Genomic DNA, 15,209 nt, shown 5'->3' with positions numbered 1-15,209 from the left:
AGGCCCCGCACCTGCACCACGATCCGCACCAGGACCACGCCATGGAAAGCACCACGCCACCCGCCTCGCCAGCCACGCCGCCGCTGGTCACCCTGCGCAACGTCAGCAAGCGCTTCGCCAACGGCACGCTCGCGCTGCAGGGCATGTCGCTCGACATCGGCGAGCACGACTTCATCAGCTTCCTCGGCCCCTCGGGCTGCGGCAAGAGCACCGCGCTGCGCCTCATCGCGGGGCTCACGCGCCTGAGCTCGGGCGAGATGCACTGGTCGGGCGCCAACACCGGCCAGACGCGCAGCGACCGCGAGCTGGGTTTCGTGTTCCAGGAACCCACGCTCATGCCCTGGGCCAAGGTGTTCGACAACGTGTGGCTGCCGCTCAAGCTCGCGGGCAACTCGCGCGACGCGGCCGCGCCCGTGGTGCAGCAGGCGCTCGAGATGGTGGGCCTCTCGCGCTTCGCCGACGTGTACCCGCGCGAACTCTCGGGCGGCATGAAGATGCGCGTGTCGATCGCGCGCGCGCTGGTCACGCATCCGCGCCTGCTGCTGATGGACGAGCCCTTCGCCGCGCTCGACGAGATGACGCGCATCAAGCTCAACAACGACCTGCTCGCGATCTGGCGCGAGCACCGCTTCTCGGTCGTGTTCGTCACGCACAGCGTGTACGAGTCGGTGTACCTGTCGAACCGCATCGTGGTGATGGCCGCGCGCCCGGGCCGCGTGATCGACGAGATCCGCATCGACGAGCCCTATCCGCGCGGCGAAGAGTTCCGCACCTCGAGCCGCTACAACGCGCATTGCACGGCAGTGTCCCAATCCCTGCACGGAGCGCTCCATGGCATCGACATCGACCATTGAAACCACCATGCCCGCAGCGCCCCCGAACACCACCACGGACACCGAGGCCACCCCGAGCGCCGACATGCTGCGCGCGCACGAAGACCGGCTGCGCCGCCGCGAGTCGATGCTGCGCATCGTCGTGCCCGCGGGCATCGTGCTCGCGCTGCTGCTGCTGTGGGAGTGGATGGTGCGGGCCAACAACATCCCGCACTACATCCTGCCCGCGCCCTCGCTGATCCTGCGCACGCTGTTCGACAACTGGGACTCGCTGTCGAGCGCCCTGTGGTTCACGGTGAAGCTCACGCTGCTCGCGCTCACCGCCGCCATCGTCGGCGGCGTGGCGCTGGCCATTGCGTTCGCGCTGTTCAAGTGGGTGGAGATCGGCCTGTTCCCGATCGCGGTGATCCTGCAGGTCACGCCGATCATCGCGATCGCGCCGCTCATCCTGATCTACGTGTCGAGCACCACGGCGGCGCTGCTGCTGTGCGCGTGGATCGTGGCGTTCTTTCCGATCCTGTCGAACACCGTCATCGGCCTGAAGAGCGCGGACAGCAACCTGCGCGACCTGTTCCAGCTCTACAAGGCCTCGCCCTGGCAGACCTTCCGCTACCTGCTGGCGCCCAGCGCGCTGCCGTACTTCATGGCGGGCCTGAAGATCGCGGGCGGCCTGAGCCTCATCGGCGCGGTGGTGGCCGAGTTCACGGCCGGCACGGCCGGCAAGGAAACGGGGCTGGCCTCGCGCATCCTCGAGTCGAGCTTTCGCACCGAGATCCCGATGATGTTCGCGGCGCTGCTGCTGGTGTCCCTGCTGGGCATCGTGATCTTCATCGTGTTCGCCGCCCTGTCGCGCCTGGTGCTCGGCCACTGGCACGAAAGCGAGATGCGCCGTGAACGCTAGAACCATGGCGCCCCCTGTGGACTGGGACGCCGTGCGCGCCGACCTGCGCGGCCTCAACGTGATCACCGCGCCCGCGCAGCGCAAGCAGCTGTCCAAGGACTTCTACTGGTACAGCCCCATCCTCACCGCGCAGCTCGCGGGCTGCGTGGCCGACCTCGTCGTGAAGGTCAGCACCGAGGACGACGTGCGCCAGGCCGCGGCCGTCGCCGCCCGATGGAAGCTGCCGCTCACCGTGCGCGCCGGCGGCACAGGCAACTACGGGCAGTGCGTGCCGCTGGAAGGCGGCATCGTGCTCGACGTGACGCAGATGTGCCGCGTGCTGGACATCCAGCCCGGCCGCATGCGCGTGGAGGCGGGCGCGCGCATGCACGACATCGACCTCGCGGCCCGCGAGACCGGCCAGGCGCTGCGCATGTGGCCCTCGACCTGGCATGTGGCCAGCATCGGCGGCTTCATCGCGGGCGGCTTCGGCGGCATCGGCTCGTTCCGCCACGGCATCCTGCGCGACCCCGGCAACCTGCTGCGCGCGCGCGTGATGACGGTGGAGCGCGAACCGCGCGTCATCGAGCTCGTCGGCGACGAGATCCAGCAGGTGCACCACGCCTACGGCACCAACGGCGTGATCCTCGACGTCGAGGTCGCCCTGAGCCCGGCGGTCGAATGGGTGCACTGCACGGTGCTGTTCGACAGCTACCGCGGCGCGCTCGACTTCGGCATTGCCGCGCAGGCGCCCACGCTCGACATCTTCTTGCTGTCCACGGTGGAGGCGCGCTTCTCGCCCTACTACACGGCCATGCGCGACCGTTTTCCGGCCGACAGGCATGCGGTGTTCGCCATGGTCTCGCCCGAGTCGATGGCCGGCTTCCGCGCGCTGGCCGCGGCGCAGGGCGGCACCATCTCCGTGGCGGGCACCGAGGCCGAGCTGCTCGCCGAGGGCCTGCCGCCGGCCTACGAGTGCGCGTTCAACCACACGACGCTGCAGGCGCTGAAGGCCGACCGCGGCTGGACCTACCTGCAGGTGGCCTACGCCCAGCCCTTCGACCCGGCGGTGGTCGAGCGGCACCTGCGGATCTTCGGCGACGACGTGCTGCAGCACCAGGACTTCGCGCGCGCCGGCGGCGAGTGCGGCACCTTCGGCATCCTGCTCGTGCGCTGGAAGGGCGAGGCGCACCAGTACGAGCTGATCCGCGAGATCGAGTCGCAGGGCGGCTGCACGATCTTCAATCCGCACGTGGTCACCATCGAGGACGGCGGCATGAAGACCATCGACACCCAGCAGATCGACTTCAAGAAGCGCAGCGACCCGATGGGCCTCATGAACCCCGGCAAGACGCGCGGCTGGTCTGCAGAGATGGCCGTCGAGCGCTGAAAAGATTAGTCTTCGCGTCCCGTACTTTCCAAAAACCTCCACAGGAGTCCGTCCCCATGCGCATCCCCGCTTTGCACATCCGCCCGCTCGGCGCCGTTGCCCTTGGCCTGGCCCTCGCCGGCGCCGCCTTTGCCGCGCAGGCGCAGGAAAAAGTGGTGTTCGCCACCAACTGGAAAGCGCAGGCCGGGCACGGCGGCTTCTACCAGGCGCTGGTGGACGGCACCTACAAGAAGTACGGCCTCGACGTCGAGATCCAGCAGGGCGGCCCGATGGTCAACAACCGGCCCATGCTGCCGGCCGGCAAGGTCGACTTCCTGATGACCGGCAACCTGCTGCAGTCCTTCGACAACGTGAAGAACGGCGTGCCCACGGTGGTGGTGGCGGCCTTCTTCCAGAAGGACCCGCAGGCCATGTTCGCGCACCCCGGCCAGGGCTTCGACACCTTCAAGGACATGACCAAGGCGCCCGTGGCCTTCATCGGCAAGGACGGCCAGTTCAGCTTCTGGCAGTGGATGAAGTCCGAGCACGGCTTCAAGGACTCGCAGCTCAAGCCCTACACCTTCAACGTGGGCCCGTTCCTGGCCGACAAGAAGTCCATCCAGCAGGGCTACGCCATCTCGGAGCCGCTGTCGATCAAGGCGCAGGCCGGCTTCGACCCGGTGGTGCAGCTGCTGGCCGACAACGGCTTCTCGACCTACTCGACCACCATCGAGACGCGCGCCGACCTGATCAAGACCAAGCCCGAGACGGTGCGCAAGTTCGTCGAGGCCTCGATCATCGGCTGGAACAACTACCTCTACGGCGACAACAAGGCCGCCAACGAGCTCATCGCCAAGACCAACCCCGACTCGCCCGTCGCGTCGCTGCAGGGCTCCATCGAGCTGATGAAGAAGATGGGCATCGTGGACAGCGGCGAGTCGCTCACCAAGGGCATCGGCGCCATGGACGAGGCCCGCGTGAAGGACTTCTACGACAAGATGGTCAAGGCCGGCCTGTACAAGGCGGGCGAGGTCGACCTGTCGAAGGTGGTGACCACGCAGTTCGTCAACAAGGGCGTGGGCGTGGACGTGCGCAAGAAGCTCACGGGCAAGTAAGCCGCCTTCGCTCTCTTTGTTTTTCCCGTGGGTCGCGCGGGGCTTGCGCCGGGGTCAGATGCCGGCGCCTGGGTTGCCATAAGGCACGCGCGGCCTTTTATCCCCTGGGCTCTGACCCCGTCTCGCCGACAGGCGAACCGGCCCTCATGAAAACGCTCGTCGTCCATTGCCATCCGAACCCTGACAGCTTCAACCACGCGCTGTACCGCACCGCGCTCGAGGCACTCGAACCGCGCCACGCCGTCAAGGCCATCGACCTGTATGCCGAGGGCTTCGACCCGACGCTGACACGCGAAGAGCGCCTGGCCTACCTCGACAACCCCGACCTGATCCGCGAACGCGTGAAACCCCACGTCGACGCGCTGCTGTGGGCCGAGCACCTGGTGTTCGTGTTTCCCACCTGGTTCCACGGGCCGCCGTCGATGCTCAAGGGCTGGCTCGAACGGGTGTGGCTGCCGGGCGTGGCCTTCCTGCCCGCCGAGCGCAAGGGCCAGCTCGCCAGGTCGGGGCTGCGGCACATCCAGCGGCTCACGGTGGTGACCACCGGCGGCTCGCCGCGCTGGTTCGTGATGGTCATCGGCGATCCGGGCCGGCGGCTCTTCACGCGGGCGCTGCGCGCGCTGTTCGCGTGGCGCTGCAAGGTGACGTGGCTGCAGCTGCACGACATGAACGCCGTGACGGCGAGCGACCGCACGCACTTCATCGAACGCGTGTCGCGCAAGCTGGGCAGCATCTAGACCGCACGATCGACATCACCGGTCACAGACACCGATCACAGAACGAGTCACAACGAGTACAGGGAGCCACCATGAGCCTCGAACGCACGCTCACCGTCCGCGTCGAACGCATCTCGCGCCAGACGCCGGAAATCCTCGCCTTCGAGCTGGCCCACCCGTGGGGCCGGCCGCTGCCCGCGTACGAGGCCGGCGCGCACATCGACGTGCACATGCCCGGCGGCTTCTCGCGCCAGTACTCGCTGGCGCGCGCGCCCGCCGCATCGAACGCGGGCACCTATGTGATCGGCGTGAAGCGCGAGGCCGGCAGCCGCGGCGGCTCGGCCTCGATGCACGAGCGCGTGCGCGAGGGCGACCTGCTGCCCATCAGCGCGCCGCGCAACACCTTCCCGCTGCGCGAGGAGGCCACGCACCACCTGCTGCTGGCCGGCGGCATCGGCATGACGCCGCTGCTGGCCATGGCGCAGGCGCTGGCCGCGCGCGGCGCCGCGTTCACGCTGTACGTGTTCGCGCGCAGCGAGGAGCACCTGGCCTTTGCCGATGCGCTGCGCGACCCCGCGCTGGCGCCGCACCTGCGCTTGCACCTCGACCAGGGAGGCCAAGGCGATGCGTCGCAGCGCATCGACCTGCGCGCGCTGCTGGCCGAGCGCGCGCCCGGCACGCACCTCTACGTGTGCGGCCCCGGCGGCTTCATGCAGGCAGTGCGCGATGCCAGCACGCACTGGCCCGAGGACGCATTGCACGCCGAATACTTCGCCGCGCCGACCGACGCCAACACCACCACCGGCCTGCCCTTCACGCTGAAGCTCGCGCAGCGCGGCATCACGGTGCCGGTGGCCGCGGACCAGACGGCGGTCGATGCGCTGCATGAGGTCGGCATCGACATTCCCGTGTCGTGCCAGCAGGGCCTGTGCGGCACCTGCGTGGTCGAGGGCGACGGCGAAGGCGCCGAGCACCGCGACTTCTGCCTCACCGGCAGCGAGCGCCGCCACAAGGTGGCGCTGTGCTGCTCGCGCGCCAAGGGCCTGGAACTGGTGCTGCAGCTGTGAGCGCAGCCCCCCCGATGGCCGAAGAGGGCGACGCCGAGGCGCCCGCCACGCGCGGGCGCTCGCGCAAGTACACGCAGGTGCTCGGCCTCATCAACCAGGCCGCCATCGAGGTGTTCGCCACCGAAGGGCTGGCCGGCGCGTCGACGCAGGCCATCGCCGACAAGGCGGGGCTGTCGAAGGCGCAGCTGCACTACTACATCGAGAGCAAGGAAGCGCTGTACCGCCAGGTGCTGCAGGACATCCTGACCGACTGGATCGTGGTGTTCGGCTTCAGCGACGAGGCCTTCGGCCCGCGCAAGGTGCTGGGCGACCTGATCCATCGCAAGATGATGTTCTCGTTCGAGCACCCGCTGCGCTCGCGCATCTTCACGGCCGAGATGATGCGCGGCGCGCCCGTCATCAACAACATGATGGACACGAGCAAGCAGCGCACCGACCAGGCCGCCGCCGTGATCCAGAACTGGATGAACCAGGGCCTGATGGACAGCGCCGACCCGATGCTGGTGCTGTTCCACATCTGGGCCGTGACGCAGTTCTACGCCGACCACGCCACGCAGGCCGCCTACTACCGCGGCGCGGCCACGCTGGGCGACGACCGGGACCGGCGCTACCTGATCGAGCAGGTGACCGAATTCCTGCTGAAGGGCGCGGGCGTCAAATAGAAGAAGACGCGCGCCTGGGCAGGTACATGGTGGCTTCCACTTCCACCAGCACCTCGTCGCCGGGCAGGAAGCGCGACACCTCGACCACCGTGCTCACCGGCGGCTCGCCCGGATAGAACAGGCCGCGCACGCGGTTGTAGAACGCGTAGTGCGGCAGGTGGCGGAAGTACTGCACCAGCTTCACCACGTCTTCCATGGTGCCGCCGTGCTCGGCCGCGATCTGGCGGATGCGCTCCAGCACGAACCAGCTCTGCGCCACGATGGGCGCCTCGAACACATCGACCGACATCTGGCCCGTGGAATAGCCCACGCCCTGCAGCGCGGTGCGTGCCTCTTCGGGAATGGCGTCATAGCCGGCCACCGCGCGGCGCGTGGCCGGGTCGACGGCGACCACGCCGCTCATGAAGACGAAATCGCCGACGCGCTTGGCGGCGGCATAGTTGGCCATTGGCTTGCCCATGCTCATGGGTGTTCTCCAGATTCAGTTCAAGGTGTCGAGCACGCGGCCTGCGCGGATGACGGTGCGTTGCCGTCCGCGCGGGCCGATGAGCTCGTGTTCGTCGGTGGCCGACAGCACCAGCAGGTCCGCCGGGCAGCCCGGCGCAATGCGCCCGTCCCACGCGAGCCCCAGCGCCTTCGCGGGGTTCACGGTGACGGTGTCGAGCCAGTCGGAGGCCGGCGCCAGGTGCGCCATCTGCACGCCGAGGCCGAAGGTCTCCAGCAGGTCGTAGCTGCCGTAGGGATAGAAGGCGTCCTGCACGTTGTCGGTTGCCAGGCTCGCACGCAAGCCCCGTGCCGCCGCCTCGCGGATGCGCGTGATGCCGCGCTGCACCGGCGTGCGGTCCCAGGCGCCCTGCAGGTAGAGGTTGGTGGTGGGCAGCGCGACGAGGTGCAGCCCCGCGCCCGCGCACAGCGCGAGCGTTTCATTGGCCACCGCGTCGTCCTGCACCGAGAGCGAGCAGCAGTGGCCGCAGACCACGCCCTGCGCGAAGTCGCGCGCCCGCACCAGCTGCGCGATGCTGCGCAGGCCGCTGGCCTCCACGTCGAGCCCTTCGTCGACGTGGAAGTCGAGGCCCAGCCCGTGCTGCTGCGCGAGGTCGAACACGCGCCCGAGCTTGTGGACGATGCCTTCGTTGCGGTACACGAACGCACCCAGCGTGCCGCCCGCGCGCTTCACCTCTCGCGCGATGCGCTCGCCCGCAGCCATGTCGGCGAACAGGTCGAGCGGCGTGAGCGAGACGAACTGCAACTCGACACGGCCGCGCCATTCCTCGCGCAATGCCTCGAACACGGCCAGCGCGGCCGGCGGCTCGGCCTGCACCCAGTCGAGGTGCGTGCGCAGCGCGCGCGTGCCCGACCGCCATGCGTCGTGCAGCGCACGCTCCATGCGAAGGCGCAGCGACTCGCCGGTCCAGCTCTCGCGGTGCCTGTTCATGCGCTCGATGGCGGCGAACAGGTTGCCCTGCGCGGCGCCGACGTCCTGCACGGTGTAGTTCTTGTCGATGTGCGCGTGCGCGTCGACCAGCGCGCTCAGCAAGGTGCCGCGCGCCTGCGCCTGCTGGGCGCTCGGCACGACCGACTCGACCCTGTCGCCCGCCAGCGCGATGTCGAACAGCTGCGCTTCGCCTGCCGCGAAGCCGCGCAACGGCGCCGGAATGCGCAGCGCTTCAAGCTTCATGCGGCGCTGCCGCTGCGTTGCCGCTGTTCGCGCAGCCAGCCGAGCCCCTCCGACGTGCCGCCCGGCACGGCGCCACGGCGCGGCCGGTATTCGCAGCCGACCCAGCCCTGCCAGCCGCATTGCGCCGACACCTCGTCGAGCACGTCGAACAGGTAGGGATAGTTCTGCTCGCCGGTGTCGGGCTCGTGCCGGTCGGGCACGCCCGCGATCTGGATGTGGCCGACACGGCCCGTGGGCAGGTACTTGCGGATCTTCATCGCCACGTCGCCCTCGACGATCTGGCAGTGGTACAGGTCCATCTGCACCTTGAGGTTGGGCGCGCCGACGGCCTCGACGATCTCGTGCGCGTGGTCCTGCCGGTTGAGGAAGAAACCGGGAATGTCGCGCGTGTTGATGGGCTCGATGAGCACATCGCGGCCGGCCTTGGCGGCTTCGGCCGCGGCCCAGCGCAGGTTGTCGAGGTACACGGGTTGCAGCGCGTCGCGTTCCAGCCCTTCGGGCACGAGGCCGGCCATGACGTGGATGCGCGGGCAGGCCAGTGCCACGGCGTAGTCGATGGCCTTGGCAATGCCTTCGCGGAACTCGGCGTCGCGCCCGGGCAGGCAGGCCAGGCCGCGATCGCCGCCGGCCCAGTCGCCGGGCGGGCCGTTGAACAGCACCTGCTGCAGGCCGTTGTGCTGGAGCCGCGCAAGGAGTTCTTCCTTCGCGAAGTCGTACGGAAAGAGGTACTCCACGGCCTTGAAGCCGTCTTTCGCGGCGGCGTCGAAGCGGTCGAGAAAGGCGAGCTCCGGGTAGAGCATCGAGAGGTTGGCGGCGAATTGGGGCATGGCGTGTTTGTACTACCAGCGCGCACCGAAGGTGCGGCGCAGTTCATCGATCTGGTCGGCGTTCAGCGGTGCAGGCTTTGCAGGGCCCGCAAGCATCTGGAGCCGGGCGGTTTCCTCGAGTTCCTCGAGCACGGCCATGGCGGCGGCCGGTGTGTCGTGCCAGACGTTGGGGCCCAGGCGCGTGAGCATCACGGCGCGCACCGGCGTGCCGGCGGTGCCGAAGCGTTCGATGGCCTGGGCCACCTGTTCGGCGGCTTCGGGTGCGCCGGGGCGGTGGTACGGAATGACCGGCACGTGGCCGACCTTCATCACGAAGTACGGGGTGAGCGCAGCGAGCAACTCGTCACCCGGGTTGTTCAGCGTGAGCGCCACGCAGTGGGTGCTGTGCGTGTGGATCACGCAGGCTGTGTCGGCATCGAACTTGCGCGCGGCGGTGTAGATGCGGGTGTGCAGCGCGATCGTTTTGCTGGCGCGGTCGCCGCTGGTCTGCTGGCCTTTCGCATCCACCCTGGCCAGGCGCGCGGGGTCCAGGAAGCCCAGGCAGGCGTCGGTCGGCGTGATGAGAAAACCGTCGTCCAATCGCACGCTGATGTTGCCGGCCGTGGCGTGAACGTAGCCGCGTTCGAACAGGCTACGGCCCGTGCGGCAGATTTCTTCTCGGGCTTGGGTTTCGTTCATATCAAGAGTCTGCGGGGTTTTGTTTCGGCAGTTGTTGTTCAGGGCGCGTGCACAGGCCGCCGGGTACTCCCCTCCGCGAATGTCCCCCGGCCTGCGGCCTCCTGCTTTGTTTCGCTGCAGGGAGCACCCGACCCTCTGAGCACAAGAGGCGCCGCGGTTGTTTCGCTCGATCAACAACCGCTGCTGACAACGCTCACGTCGATGGGGTGCCTTGCGCAGCGAAATTAAGGAGGAGGCCGCAGGCCGGGGGACATTCGCGGAGCAAGGTACCCCGTCGGCGTGAGTGCGCCCCGAACAACGCACCTCACGCACAACGGCCGAGCACCGCAAAGGCCTTCGTAAAAAAGTCATCGCTGCCGAAGTTGCCGGACTTCAGGGCAATGTGCAAGCCCGACTCGGGCGCCGCTTCAGAACGCGCATGGCACCACGGCACGCCCGGATCGATCTGCGGCCCGATCTGCATCTGCGCGATGCCCAGCGCCTGCACGCACGCACCCGAGGTCTCGCCCCCGGCCACCACCAGTTGATGCACGCCGCGCTCGACCAGGCCGCGTGCGATCGCGGCGATGGTGCGCTCGACCATCGCGCCAGCCTCCTCCACACCCAGGCGGCCCTGCACCGTTTTCACGGCGCCGGCTTCCGCAGTCGAGTAGACGAGCACCGGACCCTTGTCGATCAGCGGTGCGGCCCAGGCCAGCACCTCGGCCGCGACGTCCACACCCGCCGCGATGCGCAACGGGTCGAGGGCCACGGCCTCGCCGCCGCGCTGGATGAAGTCGAGCACCTGGCGGTTGGTGGCGAGCGAGCAGCTGCCCGAGACCACCGCCGTCCTGCCGCCGGCTTTCGGCAACGCGCTGGCCTGCGACGATGGCGCCAGCCCGAAGTTGGCCGGCAGGCCGATGGCCACGCCCGAGCCCGCCGTGAGCAACGGCATCTTCGCGAGCGCTGGGCCCATGCGCAGCAGGTCGTCGTTCGAGACCGCATCGACGACGGCGATGGCCACGCCCTCGCCCTTCAGCTGCGCGATGCGCTCACCGATGGCGGCCGCGCCGCGCGCCACCACCGTGTAGTCGATGAGCCCCACCTTGCGCCGGCACTGCGCCTGCAGCACGCGCACCAGGTTCGGGTCGGCCATGGGCGTGAGCGGGTGGTTCTGCATGCCGCTCTCGTTGAGCAGCACGTCGCCCGCGAACAGGTAGCCCTTGAACACGGTGCGCTTGTTGTCGGGGAAGGCGGGCGTGGCGACGGTGAAGTCGCATTGCAGCGCGTCCATCAGCGCCTCGGTGACCGGGCCGATGTTGCCTTGCGGTGTGCTGTCGAAGGTCGAGCAGTACTTGAAGTAGATCTGCTGCGCACCCTGCGCCCGCAGCCAGCGCAGCGCGGCCAGCGACTGTGCGATGGCCTCGGCCGGCGCGATGGTGCGCGACTTGAGCGCGACCACCACGGCATCGACGTCGGCGTCCAGCGGCCCGTCGGGCACGCCGATGGCCTGCACCACGCGCATGCCGGCGCGCACCAGGTTGTTGGCGAGGTCGGTGGCGCCGGTGAAATCGTCGGCGATGCAGCCAAGCACGAGCTGGGCCATGGCTCAGTCCTTCACCGGCAGCTTGACCGCCTGTGCGTTCTCGCGCACGTAGTCACGCAGGATCGCGTCGAAGCTCGCGTCGGCCTTCAGGCCCAGCGCCTCGGCGCGCGCCGCGTGGATGCGGCTGGGCCAGCTGGTGACGATCTTCGCGACGGCGGCATCGGGCGCCCAGTCGATCAGGCCCGTTGCGTCCTTGCCGGCGATGCGCTCGAGCGACTGCGCCATCTCGCGCACGGTGGTGGTCAGCGCGGGCAGGTTGATGGCCGTGCGCGCACCCCACTCGGCGGCACTGGCCGTGGCCGCGCGCACGATGCCCTGCACGGTGTTGCCGGGCGATGCCAGCGCGACGGGCGTGTCGGGCGACACCGGGCAGCGCGCGCGCTCGCCGGCCAGCGGCTCGCGCAGCATGCCGCTCAGGAAACTGGAGGCCGCGCCGTTGGGCTTGCCCGGGCGCACCGACACCGTCATGAGCCGCACGTTGCGGCCCTGCACGAAACCCTTGCGCGTGAAGTCGGCCACCAGCTGCTCGCCGATGAACTTCTGGATGCCGTAGCTGTTCTGCGGGGTGGGCAACGTCGTGTCTTCGATCACCGCGGGCAGGCGCTGCTCGGGCGAGTCACCGAACACCGCGACCGAGCTGGAGAACACGAACACCGGCGCGTGGCCCGCGCGGCGGCAGGCTTCGAGCAGGGCCCGCGTGGTGTCGAGGTTGCTGCGCATGCCCAGGTCGAAGTCGACCTCGCACTCGCCGCTCACGGCCGCGGCCAGGTGGAACACCGCGTGGGTGTCCGCCAGCGGCAGCGCGCCGTTGCCGGCCTGCTCGCAGAGGTCGCCCTGCACGAACTGCACGCGCGCGTCGCCGGCCAGGTCGGCGGGCGGCGGCACGCGGTCGGCCAGGGTGATGCGCGAGATTTCTTTGGCTGCGCCGCCGGCCAGTGCCAGCGGACCGCCTGCCAGCAGCGTGCGAGCGAGGCGGGCGCCGAGGAAGCCGCAGCCGCCGGTGATGAGGATGTTCATGAGCGTGTGTCCTTCGGGTTCGGGCTTGTTTTCAGGCCTTTTTTTGGGGGCCGGGCACCTCGATGCCCGGGAAGATCTTGATGACCGCGCTGTCGTCCTCGCGCGCGTAGCCCGCGGTCGAGGCCTGCATGAACATCTGGTGCGCGGTGGACGACAGCGGCAGCGGAAACTTGGTGGCGCGCGCCACGTCGAGCACCAGCCCCAGGTCCTTCACGAAGATGTCGACCGCCGACAGCGGCGTGTAGTCGCCCGCGAGCACGTGCGCCATGCGGTTCTCGAACATCCAGCTGTTGCCCGCGCTGTGCGTGATCACCTCGTACAGCGCGGCCGGGTCCACGCCTTCGCGCAGGCCCAGTGCCATGGCCTCGGCTGCCGCGGCAATGTGCACGCCCGCCAGCAGCTGGTTGATGACCTTCACCTTGCTGCCCGCGCCCGCGCTGTCGCCCAGGCGGTAGACCTTGGCGGCCATGGCGTCGAGCAGCGCGCCGGCCTTCTCGTAGGCGGCGGGGGTGCCCGCGGTCATCATCGTCATCTGGCCGCTGGCGGCCTTGGCGGCGCCGCCGGAGATGGGCGCGTCGAGGTACAGCAGGCCGAGCTTGGCCAGCCGCGCCTCGAGCGCCACCGACCAGTTGGGATCGACGGTGGAGCACATCACGAACAGGCTGCCGGGCTTCATCGACGCGGCGCAGCCCGGCACGGCACCGTCGCCGAACAACACCGACTCGGTCTGCGCGGCATTGACGACCACGCTCACGACCACGTCGCACTGCGCGCCGAGCCCGGCCAGCGTGTCGCAGGCGGTGCCGCCGTCGCGCGCGAAGGCCTCGGCCACGTCGCGGCGCACGTCGAACACATGCGGCGCGTGGCCCGCGCGGCGCAGCGATTGCGCCATGCCGGCGCCCATGGCGCCGAGGCCGACAAGGCCGACAACAGGGGGATGGGTGGTGGTCATGCAGAGGCTTTCCGGTGTGAGAGGTGCAGCGCAGGCCTTGGGGCCTCGCGCTTCAATTTGTCAGGTCATCATACAAATTCAGGTCCGTTGCGCCGATCCCATCTAACCCGCACACCAGGCCATGCGCCCGCTCAGCGGCTCGCCGGCCAGTCTTCGACCAACGGCCTTGCGAGCCGCGCGCCCTCTTGCTGCCAGAAGGCCGGATCGGCCTGCTCGATGCGGCGGATCGCGTTGTCCATGTGCGCCTTGGCGGCCTCGCGCGCGCGCACCGCGTCGCCCGCATCGATGGCCTCGACGATCAGCGCGTGTTCCTGCGCCACCTGCGCCGCGAAGTCGGCGCGGCGCGCCTCGTTGGCGCGCGTCACGCGCGTGGCGCCGTGCAGGAACTGCCGCAGGTACTGAAGGGTGCCGAGAAGGAAGGGGTTGCGTGCGGCCTCCGCGATGGCGGTGTGAAAGCGCACGTCTTCGTCGGCCCCGTTGCCGCCGGCCGCCACGGCCACCTTGAGCGCCTTGATGGCTTCGCGGATGCGGCGCAGGTCGGTCTTGCTGCGGCGCTCGGCGGCCAGCGCGGCCACTTCGGCCTCGAGCGCGCGGCGCAGCTCGACCATCTGGATCACTGCCTCGCGCGAGGCCACGTGCGGCATCTCGAAGCGCAGCGGCTCGACGCCGGCGGCGCGCACGTACACACCGCTGCCCTGGCGCGAATCGAGCAGGCCCAGCGACTTCAGCCGCGACACCGCCTCGCGCACCACGGTGCGGCTCACGCCGAACTGCTCGGCCAGTGCGGTCTCGGTCGGCAGCCGGTCGCCTTCGGACAAGCGCCCACTGCGCAGCTCGGTGGCCAGTGCATCGGCCACCTGGTCGGCCAGGCGGGCACCGGGGGCGATGGATTGGAAGCGGGCGGTCATGAAGGCGGGATTGTCATGCAACATCGCGCGGGAGCCTCAGGAGCACGCTTTGAAGAAATTCGTCTACAACGAGAACATCGACATGCTGGAAATACCGGCCGACCAGTTCGCAGCCGGCATCGACCATGCGCGCAAGAGCGGACATTGGAAGGTCCGGGTCATGGGCGGCCCCTCGCCCGCCAAGGCACGCCCGCTGGACCTTGGCGCGCTTGACGACGACAGCCCGCTGCTGTCCCTGAACCTGTCGGGCGACAACATCGACCTGAAGGGCACGGACCTGGGCCCGCTGTACCGCCTGAAGCAGTTGGCATCGCTGTCGGTCCCGTACCTGCGGGGCCGCATCGACTTCTCCCGGCTCGCGACGCTCGACACGCTGCACATCACCGGTGCCGATCACGCCGTGCAACCCCTGGCCTTGCCCGCGCTGAAAGACCTGCTGCTGGTGTCGAGCAGGAACAAGGACGCCGCGTTCCTGTCGGGGCTCACCGGATTGCAGAAGCTGAGGATCAGCGGTGGCCGCATGGAGCAGCTGTCGGGCATCGAAACGCTGGGCCAGCTCGCGTCCCTGCGGATCGATCATTGCCCGGCATTGCTGGACATCCGCGCCGTCAACGCATTGCCCCGCCTGGCCACGCTGTACGTCGAAAAATGCGCGCGCCTCAGGGACTGCGCGTTCCTGGCGGACAACCAGACGATCGAGGCGTTGTTCGTCTCCGAACTCGACTCGGCGGCCTTCGCGCCGCGCATGCGCAAGCTGGCGTCGCTGAAATTCTGGGACCTGAAGGACGGCGACCTGCGACCGCTCGCTGCATCGACGACCTTGAAGGACGTCCATTTCCATCCGCGCAAGAGGCACTACACGCACAGCGTGGACGAACTCAACGCGCTGCTGCGGCGCTGAGTCGCACGTCGCTGCGGCCGC

Annotated in this window: 16 protein-coding genes; 8 read left to right on the top strand and 8 right to left on the bottom strand. The window is 69.1% G+C overall.

All coding sequences use genetic code 11. The features are described from left to right. Positions 1-41 precede the first annotated feature (41 nt). The 7 genes from BM013_RS18270 to BM013_RS18240 all read left to right on the top strand — a co-directional run bounded on the left by BM013_RS18270 (position 42) and on the right by BM013_RS18240 (position 6,642). Positions 42-854 (top strand): ABC transporter ATP-binding protein, encoded by an 813-nt coding sequence (locus BM013_RS18270; RefSeq protein ID WP_093129048.1) that lies wholly within the window; start codon positions 42-44, stop codon positions 852-854. Further along, complete coding sequence (locus tag BM013_RS18265; RefSeq protein ID WP_371280336.1) at positions 832-1,734, top strand: ABC transporter permease; 903 nt, start codon at positions 832-834, stop codon at positions 1,732-1,734. The genes BM013_RS18270 and BM013_RS18265 overlap by 23 nt, the downstream gene beginning before the upstream one ends. A 4-nt stretch (positions 1,735-1,738) precedes the next feature. Further along, on the top strand, positions 1,739-3,103 hold the full coding sequence (locus BM013_RS18260; protein WP_093129047.1) for an FAD-binding oxidoreductase: 1,365 nt from the start codon (positions 1,739-1,741) through the stop codon (positions 3,101-3,103). 56 nt (positions 3,104-3,159) lie between these two features. Further along, positions 3,160-4,197 (top strand): ABC transporter substrate-binding protein, encoded by a 1,038-nt coding sequence (locus tag BM013_RS18255; protein ID WP_093129046.1) that lies wholly within the window; start codon positions 3,160-3,162, stop codon positions 4,195-4,197. A 146-nt stretch (positions 4,198-4,343) separates the two neighbouring features. Next, entirely contained in the window at positions 4,344-4,934 is a 591-nt protein-coding gene (locus tag BM013_RS18250) for an NAD(P)H-dependent oxidoreductase (protein ID WP_093129045.1), read from the top strand. 71 nt (positions 4,935-5,005) lie between these two features. Then, positions 5,006-5,980, top strand: coding sequence for a PDR/VanB family oxidoreductase (locus tag BM013_RS18245; protein WP_093129044.1), 975 nt, complete (start codon positions 5,006-5,008; stop codon positions 5,978-5,980). Continuing rightward, complete coding sequence (locus BM013_RS18240) at positions 5,977-6,642, top strand: TetR family transcriptional regulator C-terminal domain-containing protein (RefSeq protein WP_256221546.1); 666 nt, start codon at positions 5,977-5,979, stop codon at positions 6,640-6,642. The genes BM013_RS18245 and BM013_RS18240 overlap by 4 nt, the downstream gene beginning before the upstream one ends. On the opposite strand, the gene BM013_RS18235 is transcribed toward BM013_RS18240, so the two are convergent. From BM013_RS18235 to BM013_RS18200, 8 genes are all read right to left on the bottom strand, one after another. Further along, positions 6,635-7,108, bottom strand: coding sequence for a RidA family protein (locus BM013_RS18235; RefSeq protein ID WP_093129042.1), 474 nt, complete (start codon positions 7,106-7,108; stop codon positions 6,635-6,637). The two genes, BM013_RS18240 and BM013_RS18235, sit on opposite strands and share 8 nt — an antisense overlap. Before the next feature lie 15 nt (positions 7,109-7,123). Then, a complete protein-coding gene (locus BM013_RS18230) occupies positions 7,124-8,320 on the bottom strand; it encodes an amidohydrolase family protein (protein WP_093129041.1) in 1,197 nt (398 codons plus the stop codon). After that, the gene (gene otnI / locus BM013_RS18225) at positions 8,317-9,147 is read right to left on the bottom strand and encodes a 2-oxo-tetronate isomerase (protein WP_093129040.1); all 831 of its coding nucleotides are present in this window, start codon (positions 9,145-9,147) and stop codon (positions 8,317-8,319) included. The genes BM013_RS18230 and otnI overlap by 4 nt, the downstream gene beginning before the upstream one ends. A gap of 12 nt (positions 9,148-9,159) precedes the next feature. Further along, positions 9,160-9,825, bottom strand: a complete 666-nt coding sequence (locus BM013_RS18220) for a class II aldolase/adducin family protein (RefSeq protein WP_093129039.1) — start codon at positions 9,823-9,825, stop codon at positions 9,160-9,162. A gap of 304 nt (positions 9,826-10,129) precedes the next feature. Beyond that, entirely contained in the window at positions 10,130-11,410 is a 1,281-nt protein-coding gene (gene otnK, locus BM013_RS18215) for a 3-oxo-tetronate kinase (RefSeq protein WP_093129038.1), read from the bottom strand. Positions 11,411-11,413: 3 nt separating this feature from the next. After that, positions 11,414-12,427, bottom strand: a complete 1,014-nt coding sequence (gene denD, locus BM013_RS18210) for a D-erythronate dehydrogenase (RefSeq protein ID WP_093129037.1) — start codon at positions 12,425-12,427, stop codon at positions 11,414-11,416. Positions 12,428-12,458: 31 nt separating this feature from the next. After that, a complete protein-coding gene (gene ltnD / locus BM013_RS18205) occupies positions 12,459-13,379 on the bottom strand; it encodes an L-threonate dehydrogenase (RefSeq protein WP_093129036.1) in 921 nt (306 codons plus the stop codon). A 131-nt stretch (positions 13,380-13,510) separates the two neighbouring features. After that, positions 13,511-14,287 (bottom strand): FadR/GntR family transcriptional regulator, encoded by a 777-nt coding sequence (locus BM013_RS18200; protein WP_093129152.1) that lies wholly within the window; start codon positions 14,285-14,287, stop codon positions 13,511-13,513. Positions 14,288-14,336: 49 nt separating this feature from the next. Between BM013_RS18200 and BM013_RS18195 the strand changes: the two genes are divergently transcribed. Continuing rightward, a complete protein-coding gene (locus BM013_RS18195) occupies positions 14,337-15,188 on the top strand; it encodes a leucine-rich repeat domain-containing protein (RefSeq protein WP_093129035.1) in 852 nt (283 codons plus the stop codon). Positions 15,189-15,209 lie beyond the last annotated feature (21 nt).

Origin of the sequence: Variovorax sp. OK605 (assembly GCF_900115445.1) — a bacterium.
Taxonomy (GTDB): domain Bacteria; phylum Pseudomonadota; class Gammaproteobacteria; order Burkholderiales; family Burkholderiaceae_C; genus Variovorax.
This window is presented reverse-complemented; position numbering and strand designations above follow the sequence as displayed.